The sequence below is a fragment of the Paenibacillus sp. J31R98 genome (genome assembly GCF_056269245.1).
This window is the reverse complement of record NZ_JBWDNO010000001.1, coordinates 1,207,510-1,231,815: the sequence shown is the minus strand read 5'-3', so window position 1 is coordinate 1,231,815 and position 24,306 is coordinate 1,207,510. Positions and strand designations below refer to the sequence as shown.

Genomic DNA, 24,306 nt, shown 5'->3' with positions numbered 1-24,306 from the left:
CTACGCATTAGGGATGATCAATGAGTCACCTTCACAACAGACAGCTGTTGCGCAGCATCCTCTACCTTGCGATACGCATGTTGCAGAACCTCATCAGGATTTAAGATCGACGTTCCCTGTGCTCTTACGATCTGATAATCTTTCACGCCTAGGAAATTGAACATGGCTTTCAGATATTTATGCGAGAATTCAACCTCTGCGTACCAGTCGTTACGGGTATATATCGATCCGCTCCCTTGTATAACGAGCAGGCTCCGCCCATCATCCAATAAGCCGACCGATCCCTTCTCCGTAAATTTGTACGTTTCTCGAGGAGCGATTACATGGTCCATATAGTCTTTGAGTTTAGACGGTATATTGAAATTATGCAGCGGCATCACGATTACGTATTTCGTCGCTTCTTTGAATTGTTTGAGTATCTCATTGGTGCGGGCCACAATGTTGAGCTCTAAATCATCGAGCGCTATTCCTTTCGCCATCTTCTCCCGTGCTTCTAACAAACTGCGGTCAGTCAAAGGAATGTATTCTTCATAGAGGTTGATCTGTTCGATGGTGTCTGCCTGGTTCAATTCCTTATACACCTTCAAGAAATGGTCCAACACTCGCAGACTGAATGAATCCTTGGAATCTACTTTGGGATGCGCATTAATGATCAGCATGTTTGCCATGATATTTCACTCCATTTACAGTTAGTTTAGTAATTCAAGAAGTATTGAACTATAGGTCGGACAAACGGGTACGTTCTACAACGTATCCAGAAATCCGGGTAAGTACGTTTGAAAGGTTTCCATATTGATGCTCATATACCTCGTTTGAGCTTCTTTACGTACTTTGATCAACTTGGCCTCCCTTAATGTACGCAAATGATACGAAGTATTCGACTTTGAAGTCCCTTGCACGTCCCCCACTTCTCCGCAATTCATCTCTTTCTTGCTGGCGTATAAATTCCGTATCATTTCCAATCTTGTCTCGTCAGCCAGTGCCTTAAATATTCTTGCTCTGTTCTCATCATTCAATTGTTTGTCAGTAGTCATAGAACCATTGTACTAAGAAAACTTTACAATTCAAGTCCTCCTTACTACAAGTCATCTTGACCCCGTCCTCCTTTCTCCGATCGGCCAACTTCATTCTATAATTTTAAGGCATGATTGATCAATCTCAACATTTCTATAGAAATGATAGATGAATTAAATCATTGAGACCGCACGTTGTTTGATCAGCTCAATTAACTCCCGGATTGAATTCTCCAAATACTTTTCCTTCAGATAAACGATGCCAATTTCCCTCGTTAACGAAGGATTCACAACCGGAACAGCTGCAAGTCCTTGACGTTCATACAAATGAAGCAAAGTCCTAGATAATATCGTTACCCCGGCTCCGGATTGGATAAGCTTCAACAACGAATTAATGGTTGTTGTCTCGATCTTAGGTTCAAGCTTGAATCCCAGGCCAATACTAACCGCATCAAGCATTTGCCGACACCGATAAGTCATCGGAAACATAATAATATTCTCGTTGCGAATCTGTTCGAAATCAACATCGGTATTTGCAGACAAGGGATGGTCGTCTCTCATCACGAAATAGAAGTCCTCTTCATAGATCGGAATTCTGCCGAAGCGGTCATCATCCTTCAATAAGATGGTGACTCCAATATCCGCATCTTCGCTTAATATCGGTTCTACGACATCTTCGGACCCGATAAGTCTGATTTTCAAATTCGGATGACGCTGAGAGAACTCGCCTAGCAACCCTGACACGAACTCATTAATTTCACCGATAAGTACAGCAACGGAAATTTCTCCGCGTTCCATCTGACGCAATTCGTTCATTTCATTACGAAAGCCTGATAATGCACCGAAAATTTGCAAACAATATTTGAATAAAATATCTCCACTTGCGGTCATCGTGATTTTTTTGCCTATACGATTGAATAACGGGACTCCGACCTCATCTTCCAACAACTTAATTTGATAACTCAACGTTGGTTGGGAAATGCCTAGCTGCTCCGCTGCTCGAGTAAAATGCAGATGCTCGCAAACGGCCCTGAAACATTCCAATTGTCTGAACTCCATCTTTGTTCTCTCCCTTAACTCAATGCACGCTCAACATTATGATACATCAAAAACCACCGTCTTATTAACAGACGATGGTTTTCGTTTTTGTTTTCGTTTAGTGCGCAGCGTTTGACACTTCAGTTTGTAGGATAACGGTTGGTTTGGTTCTGATCTGTCGATATGCTGCAGCTAAACTCATTAATACTCCTGTCGTGATAAAGACCCCAATCGGGAACCACCAGGTCCCCCATGCCGGGAATATTAATGGCATTAATGAAACGCCGAATGCAACGGGCATCGGAGCCTTAAACAGCTTGCAAAGAAGGAATGTAATCAACACATTTACGATACCGACAACGAGGACGGAACCTTCGAACAAGTGATACGCCAATACCGAGAGGATAGCCGTTGATGTCACTACCGCTAAAAGAGACGGGATCCTGCGCCATGCAAATTTCGGAGCATGAAAAACTTCGAATATGAGCGCAAATACAGGTGGAACCAGAATGACCTGAATCTTCGTAGCGAAAGCTAACCCGATCCAAAGACATAGAATCACGCTTACGACCAGTGTATCTGTCTTTTTCCGGAAAGTCTGAGGACCATTAGGTATAGTCAACTTTCCTTGTTTCTTCACGAGAAGAGCACCAAACATAATCAAGAACGTGAATATCGCCGTTGTGATTGCAAACACATAATCATGCAGCCCCAAGAAGAAAGGCAGCAAGCCAGCAGGAATTGTAGGTCCAAAACGAACTCGAAATACATGCATGAGAATAACGATAATCAGAAAACATAGCCATAGCTTCAACAGCGGCGAAACGGACAGGTCGTTCAATGCCGTGCCTAAGAATGCGGCCAAGCTCGGCGATAGCCACAAGTGAATGGGCTTCTTTATCCAATCTGCTACTGAGAATACCATCACGCCCATCGCCATCCCGGCGATTTCCGGGAATAAAATATCCTTTTGCCCGAGAACGATCGAGCATGCAAGCATTAAGATAATGATTAGTAATGCTGCAACAACATTTTTGTACTTTAGAAGATTCCCTAACATGTAGCATTCCCCCCCCTTATTAACTCATTTCAGAAATTTGCCGTTGCCTTATTCTAAGAAAACTTAAATGATTGATCAATGTCGTTGTTTCAATGAAGATGATAGATAAAACCAATGATTCATTAATCGAAAGCTATCAAGTCAACAAAAAAAGCCGCGATTGCCGCGGCTTTTAACATTTCTACCTACCTATTCATTGACCATGACCATCTTGATCGCTGAACCGCGATCGTCACGCAGCGCCTGCACCGCGTTCGGGAACTCCTCCAAAGCGAACGTGTGGGAGATTAATGCATCGCCATCGACAGCGCCCGACTTCAGCAGTTCAATGCATTTGGGAAAGAATAACGCAGGGGTCGCGTGCGAAGCTCTCAACTGCAGCTTCTTGAAATGGAATTCATTCGCATCGAACGTGATACTCGCGCCGGTGCCATACTCGATGCCGATATATCCGATCACGCCGCCAACCCTTGCCGCCTTCAACGCGGACGGAATTGTCGACGGAGGCGCTGAAACGAGCACACGGTCAACTCCCCCACGGTCGAATGCATACGACTCGAGTGGCGTCTTGTCCGTATAAATGATTTCATCCGCGCCGAATGCGAGCGCAGTCTCGATTCGCTTAACAGAGTGGGACCGTGCTGCCGCGTAGATTTTACGCGCCCCACGCAGCTTAGCAAGGCGAAGTGCCATCAAGCCGATTGGTCCAAGCCCCAGTACCAACACATCATCGCCCATTTGGATATCGACGACCTCTGTAAGGTCCATCGCTACGCCAAGCGGCTCCACGAGCGACGCAACAGCGAAGGACAACCCTTCGTACGGAACAACGACTTCCTTCGGAGCGACGATATAATCGGCGAAACCCATGGAGAAATTCCTGCCCCAGAAACTCGGTCCCTTATTGCACAGATCATAGCGACCGTCCCGGCACCATTCGCACGTCCTGCAGAATGTGCTTGTCTCCAGCGTAACCGAGGCGCCTTCCACGACATGGTTGACACGCGCGCCTTTTTGCACGACTACGCCTGCGATTTCATGCCCGATTGCTTCCCAATCGGCTGCGGCAGATTTCACGCTGGTCATGTCCGTCCCACATATGCCGCATGCTTTGATACGAATCAACACTTCGTCTTCGCCGATCTCCCCCAGCTCGCCTTCGCGAAGTTCAAATTGAAATGGCGCTCTGGCATACCAAGCTTTAGCTCTCAATCTCTTATCCTCCCTGGGTAATCCGTATACGTTACCTTATGACAAGTCCATTATAAACCCTTGCATTGAATTCGGTAGTCTCATATTGCGTCAAGCTCTTCTAACGAACCGATCAGAACAACTTCGACTGCCTAACTTACAGCGCCAAGACGAGCACGAGTGCAAGGAGGGCTGGCAATCCTTGAACGAACCAGATGGATCGCTTCGCCGTCGCTCCGCCATAAAGGGCTGCAACAAGGACGCAAATCAAGAAGAAGATTTCGATCGATTCTCCTATTTGACCATTCGGATGCACCATTCCCCACACCAGGCCGGCAGCTAGAAAGCCGTTGTATAAGCCTTGGTTCGCTGCAAGCGTTCTGGTGGCTACAGCCTCTTCCTTCGTCATTCCGAATGACTTCCTAGCACGGGGTGTCGTCCACAGAAACATCTCTAAGATTAGGATGTAAATATGTTCCAACGCTACGAGTCCAACGAATATGGTTGCAAGCATGAATCATTCCTCCTCCAAATTACTAATCCTATTCTAGCAAATCTAACCGAAGCGAGCTATTCGCAATGACGAATAAACAGACTCCCATCCCAACAGGGACGAGAGTCTGTTATTACATACGTGGTATCACCGTTTATTTCCACAATTCTTTGCGCTTGTTATAGTTGTCCGTATAGATAACTTCCAGCTTATCAAGGCCGGCAGCTTCCATTTCCTTCAACATCGTGTTGTACAGCTCCGTAACAGCCGTTTCATTCGCAGCCATCACAAGGCGAGGGAAATATTTGGACTTCGTTTCCGACACCTTCTGCTGCATGATCGCCTCCGGCGTACCGCCGCTTGGACCTAGGTTATCGTAAATCGCCGTATCGAAAGAAGTATCCGCAAGGTTTTTAATCGCGAGCTTGGAAACCTCGTCGGTTTCGTAACGTCCGATCAAGTCGTATGGCGTGCCATCGGCACCCGGACCGTTCTTGATTGCCCAAGTCCATTTGCGAATACCGCTTTCCGTCGAATACCCGCCCCAGTCTTTCTTGAACCCTTCCAGAACTTCCGGCCGCGGCGTATGCTTGCCGTCTTTCATATCCCAATGCACGCCTTCGACGCCCCACATGAGCAGGTACTGTCCTTCTTCGCTTGCCAAGTAATCCAGGAATTGAATGGCGCGAACGGCATCCTTGTTGCTCTTCGAAATGCCGATGCCATCCCATCCGAGGGAGTTCTTCGGACCGAAAGTCGCTTTGGAAGCATCAACGCCAGGAGCGACGACTTTATACGGATAGAACTGGCTTTCTTCCTTCTTCGTCGGGTCCGCCGCCGCTTCTTTCAGGATCGCGTTCGGTTTGCCGACGTTCCAGAACGCATCCGCCGTGGAGAAATACGCGCCGCTGGAGAGTTTCTGTTCGTACTGCTGCGTCTTGTTCGTCGCCCATTCCTTGTCGATTAAACCTTGGTTGTATAACGAGTTCATGAATTTGAGCATATCCAAGTATTTCGGATCTTTCATATCAATCTTAAGCTCGCCATTCGCTTCATAATAGGGCATAATGCCGTACATCCCTTTGAACGTATCCATAATCGCGCCCATATTGTCGCCATTGAACGTCATTGCCGTCGTCTTCTTGCCATTCACTTCCGGGTATTTGTCTTTGAATGCCTTCAAGAGTCCAACGAATTCATCCGTCGTGAACGGCTCGCCGTTCGCGGCTTTGTCGCCTGCGCCGAGCTCCTTCATCACATCCATGCGCATCAGGAAGCCGAACACGGGATATTGCTCCAGACCGTACCAGTTGGCCAAGTAATAGTTCTTCCCGTCCGCCGAGCGCGTCTTATTGAGCGTATCCCCATACATTTCCTTAATGTGCGGCCCGTATTTATCGATCAAATCATTCAATGGCATCAGTGCGCCTGCCGCAATATATTTGTCTAGCAAATCGCCGCGTCCGATCGCCAGCATATCTGGCAGATCATTGCTCGCCAGCATGAGATTCAACTTCTCCGAAGGATTGCCCGTCGGCTGTTGAATTTCGATGGTAACTCCTGTCTTCTCCGTGATTTTCTTGGCGACCGGATTATCGAACGCATCGCCGGTGTTCTTATCGAAGAACGTGAAGGTGACTGGGGAATTATCTAAGGCTGTCGGCGAATTATTGCCTTCTTCCGCTGCGCCAGATTCGTTCGAACTCGTATTCGTATTCGTATTCGTATTAGAAGTCGTATTTCCGTTCGTAGACGGTGTATTGTTGCTTCCGCATCCTACAAGCAGTGACAGCACTAAACCAATAGACGCGAATAACTTTACTTGACCGTATTTCCTCATTGCAGATCATTTCCCCCTCTAGCAATTTTGGCAGCGGTTTCATACAACCGGGGTCCCTTGCGGCGTAAGAAGTGCTTGCTTAGCTCTTATTGTAGACAAACGCCCCTGCCGCGTTCTATACAACTTTGTTATGAAATGTAACGGAAAACATCTTTTATAGAAACTTGATCGTCTTCGGAATGCGGATTTGAACAGTCGTTCCTATGCCGACTTTGCTGTACACGTCCACGCCGTACTTCTCGCCGTACACCAATTTAATCCGCTGATTCACGTTATAAATGCCGTATCCCGCAGGCTGTCCGGCCTGCTCCTTCATGCTCTCTAGTATAGGACGGGGGATCCCTATACCGTCGTCAATGACGCAGAACACGATATCTTCGCCGTCCGCGTAGAGCTTAATGATAATCGTAATGCCGCTTTCGTCATCCCAAATCGCATGATTGATGCAGTTCTCGATGAACGGCTGCACGATTAATTTCAAGGTGGTGTAGTTCAGGAGAGACTCGTCCAGCCTGTAATGAACGGTGAACAAGCCATCGAATCTGGTCTTCTGAATGGAAAGGTAGTGCTGGGTCAGCTTGATCTCCTGGGCGATCGAAATGCTCTTCTTTCCTTTGTTCAACGAGATCCGGTAGAATCTCGCCAGTTCGTCAGCCATCTCATGGACTTGCATATTGTTGCTCTTGATCGCCAAAGCCGAGATTGAGGCGAGCGTATTATAGAGAAAGTGTGGCGAGATTTGCGCCTGCAAACTGTTCATCTCCGCATCCTTCTTCGCCACTTCCTTCTTGTATACGTCATTAATCAGACCCTGGATGGTCGCGGCCATCTTATAGAGCGCGAAGGACAGCTGTCCGACCTCATCGGTTCCCATCGGTTTGTTCGATAAGTCGAACGAACCGCGCTCCACTTTGCGGATTTGCTGAAGCAGCCACTCGAACCGTTTCGTCATGAACTGGCTTGTAGCGTAGATCATAATCATGGCCGCAGCGATGCAACCGAGCGAGATGAGGAGCATTTTTCTCGTCGCCTTCCCGGCTTGTCCGAGCAGCTCGTCGTACGGCAGCATGACGACGGTTCGCCATCCGTTCTTGAGCATTTTCTGAATGACAAGCATCTTCTCTTGTCCGCTCTCGCTGTACAAATAACTGTCTTTGTAAGGTGCAGGATCGCCTTGAAGCGCACGAATATCCGCAATATTGCGGATGCTGAGGTCCTTCGCTCCGGATGTAATGATGCCTCCGTCCTCATCGGCGACGATAATCGTCTTGTTCTTCGCCTCTTTCTCGATCAGCGAATAAATTTCGCGTTCCGTCACTTCCATCGTCAAGATGCCATAAGGATAGTTCAAACTCAAGTAATTGAGAGAGCGAGCGAGCGTAATGCCTCTGCTATTCTCATCCGTGTCTTCGAGGTAGAAATTCGTAATGTTCCCTTCTGCCTCGAATGTTTGCGTGACCAACCTCTCAGGCAGCTCATTCATATGCTTAATAAAATATCCATCCGATGGTAACGTCCGATTGTCCGTATAGAGGGTAATGAACTTCAGGTTCGGGTTCATCGCTAGCATTTTGTAGAATGTCTTGTTGATGTAATCGTAGGCATCCAAATAAGCCACATAGTTCTTCTCATAGTTGTTAAGCAGATAATTGCGCAGCTCCGTATCCAAATAAATCAAGGTGGAAATTTGCTTGTACATTTCCAATTTGCTCTCGATATTGTTATTGATCTGATCGATGGTGCTCCCTACATTCGCCACCGCCTGACCCACGATCTGTTTCTTCGTCGTTTGGTTCGAGTAGAGGACCAAGAAAGAGATCGGGAGAATCGTGACAATCAAGTAAACGAGAAACAGCTTGCTTCTCAGTCGCTGATTCGTGATATGGGCATGCAGTTTCCGCAGGGATTTATAGGAACTTTTTGCGATATTCATTCGGTGTGACTCCTTGCGTTTTGTAGAAGAACGAACAGAAGTACGACGTATTGTCATAGCCGACCTGCTTCGCCACATCGTGAATCTTCAGCGTCCGGTCGCGAAGCAACACGACAGCCCGAGCAAGGCGTACCTTGGTCAAATATTCATGAACCGTGCAGCCCTTCTTCTCTTTAAACAAGACTCTTAAGTAGTTCGGAGACAGATACACCTTCCCCGCCAAATATTCAATCGTCAGCGATTCGCCATACTGATTCTCGATAATGCCTGCGACTTCTTGGACTAGCGCTGCATGCGGGTCCTGCTGCTTGGTCGCAAGATATTGTCTGATCGTCTCTAGGAGCACTGCGATGTAACCTCTGATTTCATCGAGCGTATACAGCTTTGCTATTGACTGTATCCACATATTCAAATCGCCAACCTTCATATTGGCGCGGTCTTCGTACTTCAGCAACTCCGCATGGATGGCCTGCAAGAGCCGTTTGGAGATCTGGTCGACCTGATCTCTAGGAACACGCTGACTCTTCCATTGCTCATAGCAGCCGTTCAACTCATCCAGAAACAGCTGGCCGTCAGCATCAGTCAGACTCAGCTTACGCAGCAGCGTATCGCTCACAATGGTGACATTCATATCTTGAGAATGCTGAACCTCCGCAGCTTGAATGACGTGACCATGCCCGAGATAGAATCGCTCCTCCACTGCATTCACGGCTTCCATGAACATGTCGTGCCCTTCTTGAAGCTGCCGGACTCGGCTGACACCGCCGATCCCTATCGTTACCGTTTCCCCTAACTTCTCAAGCAACGAGGTCGAAAGGTTCTGCCAAAGACTGTTATCTGCTTGGCCGGCTGCAAATGGGAGGATCACAACTAAGCCTAGTTCATGGTGCAACAGCACAGCCCCCTCCAAGAGAGAGTGAGATTGGAGCACCGATTGGATGACCGCTGAACCTTGGTTATGATCTAAGGCTGATTGAGCCGGACCGCTAATTAAAGCGGTTACATAATATTGTTCAACAACCTCTGGTGATACCTTCGCTAGCTCCGCCAATGCTTGTTCACGGATTGTACGGTTCGGGTCAGTCACAAGCTCTTCCACGTATTTCGAGACAAGCACCTGCTTGGAGAGGCGCAGCATTCGTACTTTCTCGATTTCCCCCTTCACCTTCTCCATGACGGCTGTCAGCTCGCGCCGATCAATTGGCTTGAGCAAGTACCCGACGGCTCCTGCTTCGAGAGCGGACTTCACGAATCGGAATTCATCATGCCCGCTTAGGAAGACGATCTTCATCCAATCGTAATGGGCTTGAATGAGCGAGGCTAGTTGGAGTCCGTCCATTATCGGCATTCTGACGTCGGTCAGCACAATGTCCGGCTGCAGAACCTCAATCTGCTCCCACGCTTTCTTGCCGTTCTTGGCTGTGCCGACGACGTCGATCCCCATACTCTTCCAATCTATGAAATGTTGCATTAAATCCATTTCTATCGATTCGTCATCGACCAAAAAAATGCTAAGCATCCAGCGTCCCCCCGCGGTCAATTGATGATCTCATTATACTACCGGCTCCCTGCGCTATGTTGCGCGTTCTGGCATTAAAGACGTTTTGCCGCACGTTTCATTACATTGTTATATTGAAGGCCATAAATTTGAGCCCGTATAATTTCAATTATTACATGGGATCGAGGTGCACAGATGGAAACAGTCATACAACCTGCTAGCCTGAATAGCGTTACCCCTGCCAAGAAGAGAACGATCAGACGCCGGCTGATTGAACAAAGATATCTTCTTCTCATGATGCTCCCAGCGGCAGTCTGGGCACTCCTCTTCGCTTATTTGCCGATGGTAGGCCTGTATATGGCCTTCGTCAACTATCAACCGTCGCTAGGTAATTTCTGGAACCAGCTGTTCCATAGCGAATATGTCGGGATGTATTGGTTTAATTATTTCTTCAATAATGGCGATTTCTACATCATCATGCGAAACACGCTTGCCTCCACGCTCCTTACGCTGCTTGTCTCTTTTCCGGCGCCGATCATTATTGCAATCGCACTCAATGAAGTAAAGAACGGTTTATTCAAGCGGACGGTACAGACCGTATCGTATCTCCCCCACTTCATCTCCTGGGTTATCGCCGCGAATATCATCGTGACGGTGCTTTCCTCAGACGGGATCGTCAATAAATTGCTGCAATGGCTTCATGTTACCGATCAAAGCATTCTATTCCTCCAAGAAGGCAAGTACTTCTGGTGGATCGTCGCGATCGGCAATACGTGGAAGGAAATGGGCTACAGCTCGATTATCTATCTCGCCGCAATTTCTTCTATTAATCTAGAGCTTTACGAAGCAGCTAAAGTAGACGGCGCAGGCCGATTCAAGCAGATTGTCTATGTCACGCTGCCGCATCTGAAGCCGACGATCGTCATCTTGTTGATTCTATCGCTAGGCGGCGTTCTCAATGCGGGCTTCGATCAGCATTTCTTGCTCGGCAACGGCTTGACCCAGGAATACTCCGACGTATTATCGACGTATTCTTTCCGTTACGGGTTGCAGAATTCGATGTTCTCCTACGCGTCCGCGGTCGGATTGTTCAACTCTGTCGTCGCGTTCATCATCATTATCATCGTAAACTTCTCGTCCAAGAAACTGAATAACCAATCGCTATTCTAAGGCAGGAGGGTCACCATGTTTGGAAAAGACAATCTTCAAGGTAAGCTGTTCGATCTCATTAACTATACATTTCTAGGCATCATCTTCGTAGTGACCTTCTACCCGTTCTGGAATATTCTCGTCGTTTCCTTGAACGATGCAACCGATGCCGTTCGTGGCGGACTCTACTTATGGCCAAGGGAGTTTACGCTCGCAAGCTACCAATCCATCTTCCGCAATCAGGAGCTGATCGGCTCCATTAACGTAACTGTTCTAAGAACGGTAATCGGCACGCCACTATCCGTGCTGGCCATCTGCATGATGGCCTACTCGCTCAGCAAGCGCGAGCTGATTGCGTGGAGGTTCTTCACCTTGTTCTTTATTTTCACCATGTACTTCGGCGGCGGGTTGATTCCCACTTACATGATTATCAAATCGCTCGGTTTGATCGATTCCTTCTGGGTGTACATCTTCCCGGGGCTCATCGGCGTGTTCCTCATGATCCTCGTGCGGACCTTTATCGAACAGCTGCCTCCGGAGCTGGAGGAATCCGCGAAGATCGACGGCGCCCACGAGCTGCAAATTTTCGTTCGACTCATCCTCCCTCTCTGCGTTCCGGTCTTGGCTACGATTGCTCTATTTATCGGAATCGGTCATTGGAATTCCTGGTACGATTCGTATATTTACACCTACAAGCCGGAGCTCAAGACGCTGCAAGCCGTGCTCGTGAAAATCCTGAACCAATTTCAGACCGGCGCCATGGTCTCCGAAGCGGATCAGCTGGCGAACAGCTCGAAGCGCACGCCGGTTTCCGGCGAAAGCATCCGCATGGCAGTTACGATGGTTGCGACTTTGCCTATCATTATGGTCTATCCGTTCATCCAGCGCTTTTTCGTGAAAGGGTTAATGATGGGAGCTATCAAGAGCTAGAAAGAAGCTTCTGGGGATGGGAATCACTCTAAGTACCGGGTGATTCCCTTTTATTTGGGGGCGGGTAATTCTAACGAATCTCATCGTGCTTATTCGCTCGTTTTCCGCCTAGAAATACGGGGAAATAAGACTTCTGAGGTTCGTTAGCAGATTTACCGGTTAACTAAGATGCTTTTCCATATGAATCATAACATTTTAGCATAGAGCGACTTCCTGGCACCCCTTACACTAAATATGCAAGCGCTTCATCCACTTTGCAGAGGAGGAAAATAAATTTGATTCCACTATCCAAAAGTATGAAAGCATTATCCCTCTTGGCCGCCATTCTGCTAATGCTGACAGGCTTATCAGCGACGGTCGTGAACGCCGTAGGCGATGAGCAGTCGGCATCTTCAGGCGAAATCGTCGCTTCAATCGAAGCGGAATCGCCTGCCAACACGTTCACCGGCAACGCGGGCGTTCGAGATTGCAACCCCGTAATCGGCTGCTCCGGCGGCAAGAAGGCTGGCGATCTATGGGGAGGTTCGTCCATGCAGTTCAATAACATCGAAGTGCCTGCAGCTGGCGTTTACACCTTGAGAATGACATATATCTCCGGAGACCCTCGCCCAATCACGGTTACCGTGAACGATGGAGAGACAGAAACCTACTCGCCGCCGAAGACGGCGAACTGGGACACACTAGGTACCTTCGAATTTGAAGTTCTTCTGCAGCAAGGCTCTAATACGATCAAGTTCGACGATAATGGCGGCTGGTCGCCTGATATCGATAAGATCGAGATCCTCACCGCCGGAGAACCCGGAGATGGCGGTGAAATCGTCGCTTCAATCGAAGCGGAGTCGCCTGCCAACTCGTTCACTGGAAACGCGGGCGTACGGGATTGCAACCCCGTAATCGGCTGTTCCGGCGGCAAGAAGGCTGGCGATCTATGGGGAGGTTCATCCATGCAGTTCAATAACGTCGAAGTGCCTTCCGCAGGGACATACACGTTGAGAATGTTCTATATTTCCGGCGACCCCCGCCCGATCACGGTTGCCGTGAACAATGGAGCGGCAGAAACCTACTCGCCGCCGAAGACGGCGAACTGGGACACGCTCGGTACCTTCGAATTTGATGTCCTTCTGCAGCAAGGCTCTAATACGATCAAGTTCGACGATAACGGTGGCTGGTCCCCGGACATCGATAAGATCGAGATCATCGCCACTGACCCATCCGGTTCAGATCCGGACAATGACGGAGCTATCGGCGATATCGGCGCCAAAGTGAAGTCGTCCAAGTTCGGCCACACAATCGTCTCGGAGCATCAGAAAGGCGTAACCGCTTCGAACGGCGACTATACGATCACTTATAACACGGAAACTGGGCTTGCTGCCTATGCTTGGAACGGCAAAACGATCGCCACTGGCGTCTACAGCAGCGTTCAACTGGATCAGACGTTGACTAGCAAGCAATATGCGCAGCATCTATTCACGATGAACAGCGTCAAGAAGATTCACGATGCCCACGGAAAAGGGATTGCAATTACCATCGAGAACAAACAAACCGGTTTACCTACAATGCAGCAAATCTATCGTGTCTATGACGACAAGCCTTATTTTCTAGTCAGCCAGAAGCTTTCGAGCAATACGGAGCTTAGCACAAACGACATGGCGCCAATCGTCATCCAATCGAAGGGCGGCGTGGATATCGGGAAGTATGCGGATAACCGCGTACTGATCACGCCATACGATAATGACAGCTGGTCTCGCTATCAGGCACGGACGATCAACACCTTCCTTAACACGAGCAACTTCATCAGTTCTGAGCTGACTGCGATATACGATAACGACAGCCGCAACGGGCTCGTCATCGGTTCTGTTACGCATGACACGTGGAAGACAGGCCTCTCTTGGAGCGGATCTAATGACCGGCTTGACAAGCTGAAGGTCTACGGCGGCTTCACGTCCCCTACTTCAACACACGACACTCTGCCGCATGGCAAAATCACTGGAACAACGATAACGTCACCGCAAATTTTCGTTGGATTCTACGCAGATTACCGCGAAGGTCTAGAGGGCTTCGGGCAGGCGAACGCGGATGTCGCTCCTCCGCTCGCATTTGAACACGGTGTTCCAAGCGGCGTGCCTGTCGGCTGGAACAGCTGGGGCGCATACGACAGTCATCTGAGCTACGACAAGGTTGCCGAAGTCTCCAACTTCTTCAAAGAGAATCTTCAGAACGCTTCTTTCAACAACAAAGGGAACGTTTATATCAACTTGGACTCCTACTGGGACAACCTGTCGTCGCAGCAGCTGAAGGACATCGCCGCGCTTATTAAGAAGAACGGGCAGAAGCCGGGCATCTACTATAGTCCGTTTGTCTACTGGGGCAACAATATGAGCCAGCCGGTCGAAGGCACGAACGGTGCTTATACGTATGGCGATCTTGTGCTGAAGGACGACAATGGCAACATTTTGCCTACCGTGGACGGCGCTTATGCGATTGACCCGACACATCCGGCCGCGAAACAGCGGATCGACTATTATTTCAACCAATTTAAGGCGTATGGCTTTGAATATATCAAGATCGACTTCCTCAGCCACGGATCGTTTGAGGGCAAGCATTACGACAGCTCCATACAGACAGGCATTCAAGCCTATAACCAAGGAATGGCCTATGTTAACAAAGCACTCCATGGAAAAATGTTCATCAGCGCCTCGATTGCCCCGCTCTTCCCTAGCCAATATGCGCATGCGAGACGGATTTCGTGCGATGTCGACGGAACGCTGGGCCAAACCGAATATCAGCTGAACAATCTCACTTACGGCTGGTGGCAGAATGGAACGATCTATCGCTATACGGATCCGGATTACATGGCTCTCGTCAAAGGCGGCTCACTTCCAGCAGCACAAACACGAGTAAATGCCGCTGCGATTTCAGGAACCGTCTATCTGAACTCCGATGACGTAAGCAATCCGACTGCACAAGCATACATGAGAACATTGTTGACTAACCCGCGCGTCAATAAGGTCGCTCTTATGGGCAAAGCCTTCACGCCTGTAGAAGGCAATACCGGAATGTCTGCCGCGGACCAATTCGTGCTGAAGGACAAGAAGGATTACTACTTGGCCGTGTTCAATTACACGCAGGACAACGTCGTCAAAACAATTGACCTCGCGCGCGCCGGTATTCCAAGCAGCTCGAAACTGACAGTTACCGATCTCTGGACGAATACGTCTCAGCAGATTAATGGTCATGCACCATTCGCCGTCAGCCTTGGTGCCGCCCAATCGATGCTTTACAAGATTACAGTGAAGCCTTAATCGAATGATTCCGTCCACATCTTCCCCTAACACAAAAAAAGCCGCGAATTTCGCGGCTTTTCATTTTGTTCGATTACATTTTATTTATTTTCTCAGTGGCTGTAATGCTCCGGACCAAGCGACGACCTGATCCAACATGGTGTTAACGGTTGCTTCTTGATACGACGCCGGTTTAAACACGCTGTAATTCTCAAAATCATCTCGAAGTGAAAGAGCAACCTGCGCACGCACATCTGCGATTTGCAGCTCTCCCACAATGAGCCGCAAATTTTCTACTGCCCGAGATCCCCCCAGACTGCCGTACCCGACGAAGCCCGCAGCTTTGTTGTTCCACTCTCGAAATAAGAAGTCGATTGCATTCTTAAGAGCTCCCGAAGTCGCATGATTGTATTCAGGAGTTACAAATACGTAGCCATCAAAAGAAGCTATCTTCTCGGACCAGGCTTGAGTATGTGTTTTGGAATAGGGTTGTCCCATAGCAGGTGGGATCGGCTCATCGTATATAGGCAAGTTGAAATCAGCGATATCCACCAGCTCATACTCAGCATCACTTCTCTTCTGAGCAATATCGTAAGTCCAGCGAGCTACAGCCTCTCCGTTGCGACCGGGACGCGTGCTTCCAATAATAATTCCAATTCTAATCATACTAATCGCTCCTCCATTTTATAGTCATTACTAAAATAAGATGCGCGACGTTCTTCCCAATTATTCTCAAAGCACAATATTACTTCCCTGCACCCTAAGAGGTTTGAGCAGTTACTCTAACATCATCAAAGTAAAGAGTAGTCAATCCTTCGAATCCCGAATCGGCGCCGATAAGAATATAGATCTCGCCTTTCGCATTTGCCGTCACCTTGGCGCTGTAGTTGAATTCAACACTCTGATAACCGCTTTGCTCCGCATTAGGTTTTGCGGCATTGCCGATGACCTTGACATCCTTGCCACCGGTTCCTTGACTGCCGATATCCACGTTCATTCGGTAATACTCAGATCCTGGAGTAGAGGTTCGAACTGAAAGCGGTTCGCTCGACAGAATGCCAGCCTTCAAGTATACAGATTCTGCAGGAGAGCCGCCAATACCGATCGATCCTCCTTCTGCATCGGTGTACATCTTAAACTTCAAATTAACGTTATAAGAAGCGTTCGGTTTAAAGCCGGTAATGCCTTTGGAGAGGAACATAAACAAATCATCGCTTCGATTATGTCCCGAGAGCTTCAAGCCGTAATCTGTCGTGTTCTTGTCGATGGGAAGTAATTTATGGGCAAAGTCGAGCTCATAAATGTCTTTATCATAATCGACCGGCATATCGGCGAAGCCGCCCTTCCACCCTTCCACATCTTTCGTAAATTGATAGTTGAAGTCTAGACTCTGGGGCGTTTCTGATTGCTGGGATAGAGTAAGCTTCAGAGTTGATGGCTCCCATTGCAGACGGATATCCATCAGAGAAGCTAACGAGCGGGCGGGAACGAACACCGTGCCTTTTATCTGGCGAACCTGCGCGGGCAGCTTTATTTTCTCTCCCTTGGCATTCACCGCAAAGGATGAATTAAGCGTGTATTTCACATTGCCGAAGCCTTTTCCAGACAATGTAATCAGTTGGCTCTTGTCATTCCAGCTTATCGATGCACCTAGTGAATCAGCAGCGGCTCTGACGGGAACCATCGTATTTCCGTTTGCCATGTAAGGGGCTGCCTGCAGGCTATGATTACCTGTGTTATTGCTATAATTAACGTCATTAATTTTGAAAGTAACAGCGGAAGTGGCTCCTGTAGCAGCTGAATTCTCTGCTCCGTGTGCTAATGGCGCGCTGCCTGCCGAAATAACAGTTGCAACGAAGAGACTGGCAAACATAAACTTCTTTCTATTCATCATTCTTGTACTTCCTTTCTAGTTTGATATTTCTGTAGACGGGATGAAGAATGAAAAGGTTACAGTTATGACAGAGAAACCGAATAAATCAAATCTTTCCAAACTAGCACATGATTTATGCGCAGTCATTGAGATTAAATTAATGCCATTAATGAAAGTAGTCCAAAATAATTAATCCCATAAATAAAAAAAACCGCGATTTTCGCGGTTTAGCTAGAAGTCACACAGCATCCCTAGCGACTCTATAATACAACGCTGAAACCGGCTGCATCACCATATGCCTTCGCTTTCTCATACAGCTTCGCGTCGTGCACATATATTCTCTCAGGCAAAGGGTACAATTGTTCCTTTATAGGCTCGTTATGCAAATCCTTCAGCGCACTGCCTTTCAGATATCTTCCTTTCGCATTCACACGATCCAAGGTGAACACGATGACCCTTTCATCGGAATCCGGATATGAATTGTAGAGTCCTGCGATGAAGCTTTTGCCCTGTTCAGACAGTTCCTCTCTAACTGCAGCCCCGAGAACATACCTATATTTTATTCGCTGGTCAACGGGTACAAGACGGAATTGAGGCCAACCTTGCTCATTCAGATGCCATTCTATAACACGATTCGTTTCCTCTGAGCCCTTCCATTTATGAAAGAAATAGTGCACTAAATAGATTCTTAATTCCGCATATTTCTCTATATTCGAGAGCGAAAGATTGGCGCCATGGAGACGATAATGATACAACTCCCGATCGACATGCAGGAACTTGAAATGTTCGGCCAGCTTATAGAACATCTGCCGGTCTTCCATGTATCGCCCAAGGAAAGGAACATTCAAGTCCCATCCTCCAACGGCGCGTACGGACCTTGTGCGATAGAAACGGGGAATGACCATCCAGCGGTACAGCAGTACATCGTATTTATCCGTAAATTCGCGATGTTGAAGGATATCGAATATCCCCAAATCATTCTTTTTCCTATGGTGGACTGTGTTCCCGTATGCTAAAGCGGTACCCTCGCCGGCCTCTTCCATGCCTTGCAGCAGAACGCTTAGCGTATCCTTCTCGATCCAATCGTCTGCATCCAGCTGCATGAAATATGGGGTCGACACCAGCTTTAACGCATCGTTGAGAACTGTGCCGATCCCTCCGTTAATCGGACGCTTCACATAGGAGATCCGCTTGTCATGCCAATAATCCTTCATAATCTCTTCGGTCTGATCGGTGGAAGCATCGTCAATAATAAGCAATTGCCAATTCGGCAAAGTCTGATCCAGCACGCTTTGAATCGCGTCCCTTATATAGGTGGCGCGATTGTAAGTCGGCATGACGACCGTCACTTTCAGGTCATTGAACTTGGATTGCTCGGTTACTTCCTTGCTCTTGCGGTATTCCAGCTTTGGACTGTCCTTCGTCTTCGGTATTAAATTCCTCAGGTGCAACCATCCGGCAGATTCTTCAAATATCGGCAGAAATTCGTCGCCCCACTGTCTCAATAGCTTGGGATATACGTAAACCCTGGTTTCTTGAAATCGAATATGGTTTGGTTTTCCGGAAACATTGGATTCATGAAGCCGCAAATGATAGAGGTTCGCGTCAATGTAGTGGAACCGATACTTGCTTATTAATTTAAGCAACAAATAACGATCCTCCATATAGCGTCCTTGATAAGGATCATCCAGCTCGAAGCCACCTACTTCGCGTACGGCTTCTGTACGGAAGAAACGCGGCCTAACCATCGGAGGGTACAGCATAAAGTCATATTTGTCATCGAAGGACCTATGCTTCTCTATACGCTTAAGCTGGATGGCACCTTCCTTCTCGGTCCAGATGACACTGTTGCCAAACACCATGCCTGTATTCTCGTCTTGGTTTTCCATATCGCCCAGCAATGTTTCTACTGCTCGTACGTCCAACCAATCGTCGGAATCCAATATGACGAAATACGGCGTCTGGATGAATGTTAGCGCATCGGCCAGCACTGCGCCTGTTCCGCGATTGTCAGCAAACCGAATATACTGGATTCTCTCATCCAAGAGGTAAAGCTTAGCCGCTTCATGAGTTTCATCCGTGGAGCCATCGTCCAAGATGATGAGCTTCCAATCCGTGAAACTTTGTGTCACTACGCTTTGAATGGCATATGGTAAATAATGGGCACGGTTATACACCGGGATGACGACGGTTACTTTTCCCTTCGCGGGACTATTCATGGGTATCCCTCCTAATTGAGGTCAGCTAAACTCTTCATCCGGGCTTGAGTAAGTTCAATTTGAACATATGAAGATTCTCGCCGGAGACCCATTCTGCAGCAGAGACTTTCTTTTGACCAGGTATGAGGAAGCACTCTAACTGCACTTCCCGCTTCGCTTTCTTTAACCAAATAGAAAGCTGTTTAGTCAAACGTTTCATCTCCCCGCTGGTGTAAGATGCAGCATCTATCGCCAGTTTTGTTGTTCGTACGGGGTAGATCTCCATAGTTCCGCTATATAGAATAAGATCAAAGACTGCAGACTCTATGAGTTCGAGTTGGTTGGTTAAATAAAGAGATGGTCCGACTTTACGGATTCCTTCGATAGGCTTATTGAAGTAACGGTGTACATGCATAATCACGATGGTATTCTCTTGTGACGAGTATTGAGCCATCAACTTCGAAGTAGATTCATCTGTAGTAACCGCAGAGTCGCCAAGGATCAATATCTTGTAAGCTTCAAGCTTGCCAAACGCATTCGCAATATCTTCGCTGGCATGGAGCCCTGCGAAAGCGGATAAAGGCCTGGAGTGAGGCTGCCATGGAAGATTCCACTTGGTCTCAAATCGGCGTTTATTCAGATCAAACAAGCATTGATACTGCGGGCTCGGCAGTTGCTTCAATGTGGCGCTGCCATAGTGGTGAACAAACACATCTTCCACAATGGCCAACTGATAGCCGGATTGTCTTATTCGCAGACAATAATCGTCGTCTTCAAACATGCCGATTCCGAACTCTTCATCCAAGCTGCCAACCTTCACGAAGACATCCCGCTTCATCGCCACGCAAAAAAAGCCCAAGTTATCGGTCAATCGTATCCGCCCATTATACAATTGCTTCAATGCGCGCAGAAAACCAGGGTCTCCCCCCTGCTCATCGTTACTTACCGCAAATTCAAGCATCTGGTCGTTTCCGACACTGTTGGACACCGGACCGACGATCCCAAGCTCAGCGTTATTGCGAAGCGGTTCGATCAGTCCTTCCATCCAACCTTCCGATACGAGGGTATCATTATTGAGCAGAATGATATAATCCCCTGCCGCGATTCGGCAGCCAAGATTGTTCGCTGCTGCGTAACCCAAGTTCTGTGCAAGGCGGATCAGTTTCATTTGTTTATTGATGCACCTTAGATTATTCGTTTCATCGTTCGAACCATTATCGATCACGATGACTTCAAGGTTGGGATTCCGGTTATGCGCAAAGATGCTTGCCAAGCAGCGCTGCGTAAACTCGACGTTGTTATATGCGGCGATTACAATACTGACCTTCGGAAACAATTTTGTTGTTAGCGTATTCTTGAGTTCCTGGTAGCGAACTGCCCAGGTATGTTTGTTCGCATATTCCGAGCGCAGCCCTGTCTGATCCTTCTTCTCCTTATCTGATAGCGCTAGTTGAATCGCTTCTTCAAACTGCATGTACGTATCGGCGACGGCAACCAAACCATCCATTGCTTCAAGCTCGGGTAACCTTGTCGCTACAACGGGCTTACCAGCTGACAAATATTCATACACCTTGACGGGATTGGTAGCCAGCGTGAGCGGATTGAGCCGGAACGGAATGATGCATACGTCGAAACCGTGCATATAACTGGATAATTCATGATAAGGAAGCTCGCCGATGAAATGGACATTGTCCCCGCACTGGTGACGATCAACGGAGTAGTTATGTCCGATCAGGACGAAATTCCAATCCGGATTGCGAGTGGACAGGTAGGTGATGAGCTCATTGTCAAACCAGTGGGCAATCGCCCCATGATAACCAATCACTGGCTTCCGCATATCACGGAGTTTGTCGGCGAGATGTTCTGGAGCAGTGCTGAAATAATCAAAATCAGCTGCGTTCCGCAATAAAATCACGTTAGAAGTCATTTCGCTCGATTTGGATAATAACCGTTCCGAAGAGGAAATGACGAGATCGGCTCGCCTCAGCAAAGGTTCTTCCAACGCGAGATTATCAGTAGACACATTATCGAAGCCATGGTGTTCGTCCATGCAATCATAAATAATCGTGTTATTGTGCAAACGGTATACGAGCGTAGACCAGAATGGAAGATCCACGATGGATAGTATGTTCGTAATCCCAAACCGCTGCTTGATCGCTTCCAACGACCATAGCAAATATTGAACATCAAGTTCGTTCCGAATGATGTCCCGATAAGCATTAAGCGGTTTATGAGAGCAGAGCCGCACCGTCCATATCTGCTCCTGAATCTTATTAACTTCTAGTTGCCTACTTATATCGTCAAACGTTGCTTCTGGGTCCGCGATTGCAGTGGTATCCACATGGAAGTAGAATACGCGATAGCCGTCATTCGCAAACTGCATGCTGAATTGCTGCGGGCGCTGCCAACGGTAATGCCAATCGATTATAGGGAAGCGGAAAACGTCTAGCGAGTATTTACCGGCGGGTTCTATATGAAGCAAGTCCTTAGCAGGACCCTTGTTGATAGCAGGAACTAAATCCAGAATGGGAGCAGCGGGTTTGGTTAGCGAAGGCGTGAGCAGTGGACTTGCCTTTGGAACGAGCGATTTCAGCTTATTGCCTTTCGTCCGCGTTCTTGGCTTCATCCCGATCGTCTTCTTTGGCTTGCGATAGCTTAAGAGTGTTTCCGATTTACCTTTTTTCCGTTCCGCCACTCTCTTTTTTGTGATCATCATGTAACTCCTTTTCTGCTCACACTTCCGCATTTGCTTACTACTATATGCCTCCATGTCTTATGCGTGTGGTTGAATACCCCCGGGCGTATACCAAAAAAGTGGCCCTGCTCATTTCCTCTATTTAGGTCCTATCCTCTCAAGAATTGCTTGATGAAATCTACGAATTGCTGTGCACGATGCCGAGCGGTATGATGCGTTTGGATAAGCTCTAACCCTGCGCCTGCAATTCGATTGCGCTCGACTTCGTTATTCAAGTAATACTCGATCTTCTCTTCATAATCATGTTCATTGACCTCCACATAATGGATACCCGGAACAAATCCGAGATCGAGAAGCTCTTGCGACGCGGATGCAAGCAGCAAGGTCCGGCAAGCGAGTACCTCGTAATATTTTCGCAGCGGATAATGGTAGGTGGAGTCGCAGGTTAGAAAGAGCTTCGCACGATTAATGGCGATTGCGAATGATTGGTCTACGAGAGCATCTTGTTCTTCTTCGGGCGAGAAATTGCGATATCCAGGATGATCCCGATAAAAGAATCCTTCCCGATTCTTCAGGCGATCCAGCATCTTACTCCTTAGAGGGTAATACTTACGCGCCGTGCATCCGAGCAGCATGATGTCGATGTCTTTGTCCAGCTGATAGTCTCGGAATACATCCGTATTGGCAAAATGAGGAAGCCACTGCATCTGATCTGCAAACTCCGGATACCATCTTAGAAACGAATCGCGATAAATCGTAAAGATATGCGTCACATTGCTGCGAGTGTAAAACGCTTTCCGCTTATCAATCATATAGTGTGCATCATGTAGGATCGTTCCAAGGGGAATATCAAGCTTCTCTAATCCCTCAATGGTTGGCGTGTGAGTATCCCTCAGATCGTTTAACAGAATATAATCGGGGCGTACAGGAAGCAGCCGGAGAATCTCGTTAATAGGTCCTGCCTCATGCCATACCGTTAAGTTGACCATTTCGGCTAGCGCGCTGTTGAAATACGCGAAGCTACGCTGAACATACCGTCCAAAATCCGCAGTAATAAACAAAACGTTTAATCCGTTCATCGTTTCGCCCCCTTTTCTGATGAAGCGTTGTAGAGAACAGCATTCATGAATAAGATGAAGTACGCAATCATTCTGGAGGTGTACGCAACGGATATTGAACAGGTCATCGAATGGGCGAAGACGCATTATCATTCGGGGCAATGGTCTGCAACCTGTATTGGAGCCAGGAGCAATCGGGGCGTATGGAAGCTCCACGACGGTCAAGATGCGTACGCACTTAAAGTCATGGATGGGAGTTCAACTTACCCCGTCACCTTGCACCACAGTCTCGGTTTAAAGAAGCTCGCACCGGAAGTGATGCTAACTTCATCGGGAGAATTGCTATTCCAGGCCATGGGCACAAATCAATACGGTTATCTGGCAAGATGGGCAAAGGGCAAGCTTATTCGAAATCCATATTCCTATATACGTTCTGTCGCTAGCTTTCATCGAGAAGCCAGAGGACTGGGCAATCCATCGCCTGATAGCTATGGTCCGCTGACACGAAAGCAGTGGTTTGCTGTTCTTGAGCGGAAGCTCGTGAAATTAAAGCGATGGGCGAATTCGCCGCCATCACCTGAACTTAGCAGCACATATCAGAGTGCTCTGATGCTTGCCAGTCAAGCTCTCGAGGAAATGACAAGTCTTGATACGGACATGTACCTAGAAGAAGCAATCCGCCTAAAGACCGTTACGCATTTCGATCTGCATAGGGGCAATATCTTATATCGGAGAGAAGGATCACTCCTCGTTGACTTCGATAGTGCTCGTATTTCGCTTCAAGTATGCGACATGCATCAGGTCATGTCAGATCTGCAAGATAAACTGTCATTCCCCTCAAGGCATATTGGCAACGTATTAGAGGAATATTTTCGTTTGAATCCCGATGCACGTTCGCATGAAGCTATATATCGCGCCGTCTGCCGTTTTCCCCATTGGTTTGTTACCGTAGCGGAACGGGCCGAAGCGGCTCCGTGTCCAATCGAACAAGTCCGCTTTCTTGAAGCTCTGCCGGGTATTATTGAAGCGGAGAAGGAGAAAGCGAATCAATTGTAA

General features: G+C 47.9%; 18 protein-coding genes. 4 read left to right on the top strand and 14 right to left on the bottom strand.

The window, feature by feature from the left end; genetic code table 11:
* Window positions 1-17 precede the first annotated feature (17 nt).
* The 9 genes from AC0YNX_RS05510 to AC0YNX_RS05470 all read right to left on the bottom strand — a co-directional run bounded on the left by AC0YNX_RS05510 (window position 18) and on the right by AC0YNX_RS05470 (window position 10,087).
* The gene (locus AC0YNX_RS05510) at window positions 18-668 is read right to left on the bottom strand and encodes an FMN-dependent NADH-azoreductase (RefSeq protein ID WP_475814624.1); all 651 of its coding nucleotides are present in this window, start codon (window positions 666-668) and stop codon (window positions 18-20) included.
* A 75-nt stretch (window positions 669-743) separates the two neighbouring features.
* Window positions 744-1,034 (bottom strand): ArsR/SmtB family transcription factor, encoded by a 291-nt coding sequence (locus tag AC0YNX_RS05505; protein WP_475814623.1) that lies wholly within the window; start codon window positions 1,032-1,034, stop codon window positions 744-746.
* A 153-nt stretch (window positions 1,035-1,187) separates the two neighbouring features.
* On the bottom strand, window positions 1,188-2,072 hold the full coding sequence (locus tag AC0YNX_RS05500) for a LysR family transcriptional regulator (RefSeq protein WP_475814622.1): 885 nt from the start codon (window positions 2,070-2,072) through the stop codon (window positions 1,188-1,190).
* Window positions 2,073-2,169: 97 nt separating this feature from the next.
* Window positions 2,170-3,111: a hypothetical protein gene (locus AC0YNX_RS05495; RefSeq protein WP_475814621.1), complete on the bottom strand. Its 942-nt coding sequence runs from the start codon at window positions 3,109-3,111 to the stop codon at window positions 2,170-2,172.
* A gap of 189 nt (window positions 3,112-3,300) precedes the next feature.
* Entirely contained in the window at window positions 3,301-4,323 is a 1,023-nt protein-coding gene (locus AC0YNX_RS05490; RefSeq protein WP_475814620.1) for a zinc-dependent alcohol dehydrogenase, read from the bottom strand.
* A 136-nt stretch (window positions 4,324-4,459) separates the two neighbouring features.
* Window positions 4,460-4,816, bottom strand: coding sequence for a DUF1304 domain-containing protein (locus AC0YNX_RS05485; protein ID WP_475814619.1), 357 nt, complete (start codon window positions 4,814-4,816; stop codon window positions 4,460-4,462).
* Between the two features lie 133 nt (window positions 4,817-4,949).
* Window positions 4,950-6,635, bottom strand: coding sequence for an extracellular solute-binding protein (locus AC0YNX_RS05480; protein WP_475814618.1), 1,686 nt, complete (start codon window positions 6,633-6,635; stop codon window positions 4,950-4,952).
* 154 nt (window positions 6,636-6,789) lie between these two features.
* Window positions 6,790-8,568: a sensor histidine kinase gene (locus tag AC0YNX_RS05475; protein WP_475814617.1), complete on the bottom strand. Its 1,779-nt coding sequence runs from the start codon at window positions 8,566-8,568 to the stop codon at window positions 6,790-6,792.
* Entirely contained in the window at window positions 8,543-10,087 is a 1,545-nt protein-coding gene (locus tag AC0YNX_RS05470; RefSeq protein ID WP_475814616.1) for a response regulator, read from the bottom strand. Before AC0YNX_RS05470 ends, AC0YNX_RS05475 begins: the two co-directional genes overlap by 26 nt.
* Before the next feature lie 174 nt (window positions 10,088-10,261).
* Between AC0YNX_RS05470 and AC0YNX_RS05465 the strand changes: the two genes are divergently transcribed.
* From AC0YNX_RS05465 to AC0YNX_RS05455, 3 genes are all read left to right on the top strand, one after another.
* Window positions 10,262-11,236 carry an ABC transporter permease gene (locus tag AC0YNX_RS05465; protein ID WP_475814615.1) on the top strand — a complete coding sequence of 325 codons (975 nt, stop codon included), beginning with the start codon at window positions 10,262-10,264 and terminating at the stop codon, window positions 11,234-11,236.
* A 15-nt stretch (window positions 11,237-11,251) separates the two neighbouring features.
* Window positions 11,252-12,145, top strand: coding sequence for a carbohydrate ABC transporter permease (locus AC0YNX_RS05460; RefSeq protein WP_475814614.1), 894 nt, complete (start codon window positions 11,252-11,254; stop codon window positions 12,143-12,145).
* Window positions 12,146-12,441: 296 nt separating this feature from the next.
* Window positions 12,442-15,447: a carbohydrate-binding protein gene (locus AC0YNX_RS05455; RefSeq protein WP_475814613.1), complete on the top strand. Its 3,006-nt coding sequence runs from the start codon at window positions 12,442-12,444 to the stop codon at window positions 15,445-15,447.
* A gap of 84 nt (window positions 15,448-15,531) precedes the next feature.
* On the opposite strand, the gene AC0YNX_RS05450 is transcribed toward AC0YNX_RS05455, so the two are convergent.
* The 5 genes from AC0YNX_RS05450 to AC0YNX_RS05430 form a co-directional block, all read right to left on the bottom strand.
* Window positions 15,532-16,092, bottom strand: a complete 561-nt coding sequence (locus tag AC0YNX_RS05450) for an NADPH-dependent FMN reductase (protein ID WP_475814612.1) — start codon at window positions 16,090-16,092, stop codon at window positions 15,532-15,534.
* 94 nt (window positions 16,093-16,186) lie between these two features.
* Window positions 16,187-17,320, bottom strand: a complete 1,134-nt coding sequence (locus AC0YNX_RS05445) for a copper amine oxidase N-terminal domain-containing protein (RefSeq protein ID WP_475814611.1) — start codon at window positions 17,318-17,320, stop codon at window positions 16,187-16,189.
* A 239-nt stretch (window positions 17,321-17,559) separates the two neighbouring features.
* On the bottom strand, window positions 17,560-19,518 hold the full coding sequence (locus AC0YNX_RS05440) for a glycosyltransferase family 2 protein (RefSeq protein ID WP_475814610.1): 1,959 nt from the start codon (window positions 19,516-19,518) through the stop codon (window positions 17,560-17,562).
* Between the two features lie 34 nt (window positions 19,519-19,552).
* A complete protein-coding gene (locus AC0YNX_RS05435) occupies window positions 19,553-22,213 on the bottom strand; it encodes a glycosyltransferase (RefSeq protein ID WP_475814609.1) in 2,661 nt (886 codons plus the stop codon).
* Window positions 22,214-22,341: 128 nt separating this feature from the next.
* Window positions 22,342-23,271: a glycosyltransferase family protein gene (locus tag AC0YNX_RS05430; RefSeq protein ID WP_475814608.1), complete on the bottom strand. Its 930-nt coding sequence runs from the start codon at window positions 23,269-23,271 to the stop codon at window positions 22,342-22,344.
* Window positions 23,272-23,316: 45 nt separating this feature from the next.
* On the opposite strand from AC0YNX_RS05430, the gene AC0YNX_RS05425 reads away from it, so the two are divergent.
* Window positions 23,317-24,306: a hypothetical protein gene (locus tag AC0YNX_RS05425; RefSeq protein ID WP_475814607.1), complete on the top strand. Its 990-nt coding sequence runs from the start codon at window positions 23,317-23,319 to the stop codon at window positions 24,304-24,306.

Bases quoted from the DNA above. Each gene is read 5' to 3' on its own strand.
- AC0YNX_RS05485 (WP_475814619.1), bottom strand. From the start codon at position 4,816: ATGCTTGCAACCATATTCGTTGGACTCGTAGCGTTGGAACATATTTAC.
- AC0YNX_RS05480 (WP_475814618.1), bottom strand. From the start codon at position 6,635: ATGAGGAAATACGGTCAAGTAAAGTTATTCGCGTCTATTGGTTTAGTG.
- AC0YNX_RS05460 (WP_475814614.1), top strand. From the start codon at position 11,252: ATGTTTGGAAAAGACAATCTTCAAGGTAAGCTGTTCGATCTCATTAAC.
- AC0YNX_RS05495 (WP_475814621.1), bottom strand. From the start codon at position 3,111: ATGTTAGGGAATCTTCTAAAGTACAAAAATGTTGTTGCAGCATTACTA.
- AC0YNX_RS05510 (WP_475814624.1), bottom strand. From the start codon at position 668: ATGGCAAACATGCTGATCATTAATGCGCATCCCAAAGTAGATTCCAAG.
- AC0YNX_RS05430 (WP_475814608.1), bottom strand. From the start codon at position 23,271: ATGAACGGATTAAACGTTTTGTTTATTACTGCGGATTTTGGACGGTAT.
- AC0YNX_RS05470 (WP_475814616.1), bottom strand. From the start codon at position 10,087: ATGCTTAGCATTTTTTTGGTCGATGACGAATCGATAGAAATGGATTTA.
- AC0YNX_RS05440 (WP_475814610.1), bottom strand. From the start codon at position 19,518: ATGAATAGTCCCGCGAAGGGAAAAGTAACCGTCGTCATCCCGGTGTAT.
- AC0YNX_RS05475 (WP_475814617.1), bottom strand. From the start codon at position 8,568: ATGAATATCGCAAAAAGTTCCTATAAATCCCTGCGGAAACTGCATGCC.
- AC0YNX_RS05445 (WP_475814611.1), bottom strand. From the start codon at position 17,320: ATGATGAATAGAAAGAAGTTTATGTTTGCCAGTCTCTTCGTTGCAACT.
- AC0YNX_RS05435 (WP_475814609.1), bottom strand. From the start codon at position 22,213: ATGATGATCACAAAAAAGAGAGTGGCGGAACGGAAAAAAGGTAAATCG.
- AC0YNX_RS05450 (WP_475814612.1), bottom strand. From the start codon at position 16,092: ATGATTAGAATTGGAATTATTATTGGAAGCACGCGTCCCGGTCGCAAC.
- AC0YNX_RS05455 (WP_475814613.1), top strand. From the start codon at position 12,442: ATGAAAGCATTATCCCTCTTGGCCGCCATTCTGCTAATGCTGACAGGC.
- AC0YNX_RS05425 (WP_475814607.1), top strand. From the start codon at position 23,317: ATGAATAAGATGAAGTACGCAATCATTCTGGAGGTGTACGCAACGGAT.
- AC0YNX_RS05465 (WP_475814615.1), top strand. From the start codon at position 10,262: ATGGAAACAGTCATACAACCTGCTAGCCTGAATAGCGTTACCCCTGCC.
- AC0YNX_RS05500 (WP_475814622.1), bottom strand. From the start codon at position 2,072: ATGGAGTTCAGACAATTGGAATGTTTCAGGGCCGTTTGCGAGCATCTG.
- AC0YNX_RS05505 (WP_475814623.1), bottom strand. From the start codon at position 1,034: ATGACTACTGACAAACAATTGAATGATGAGAACAGAGCAAGAATATTT.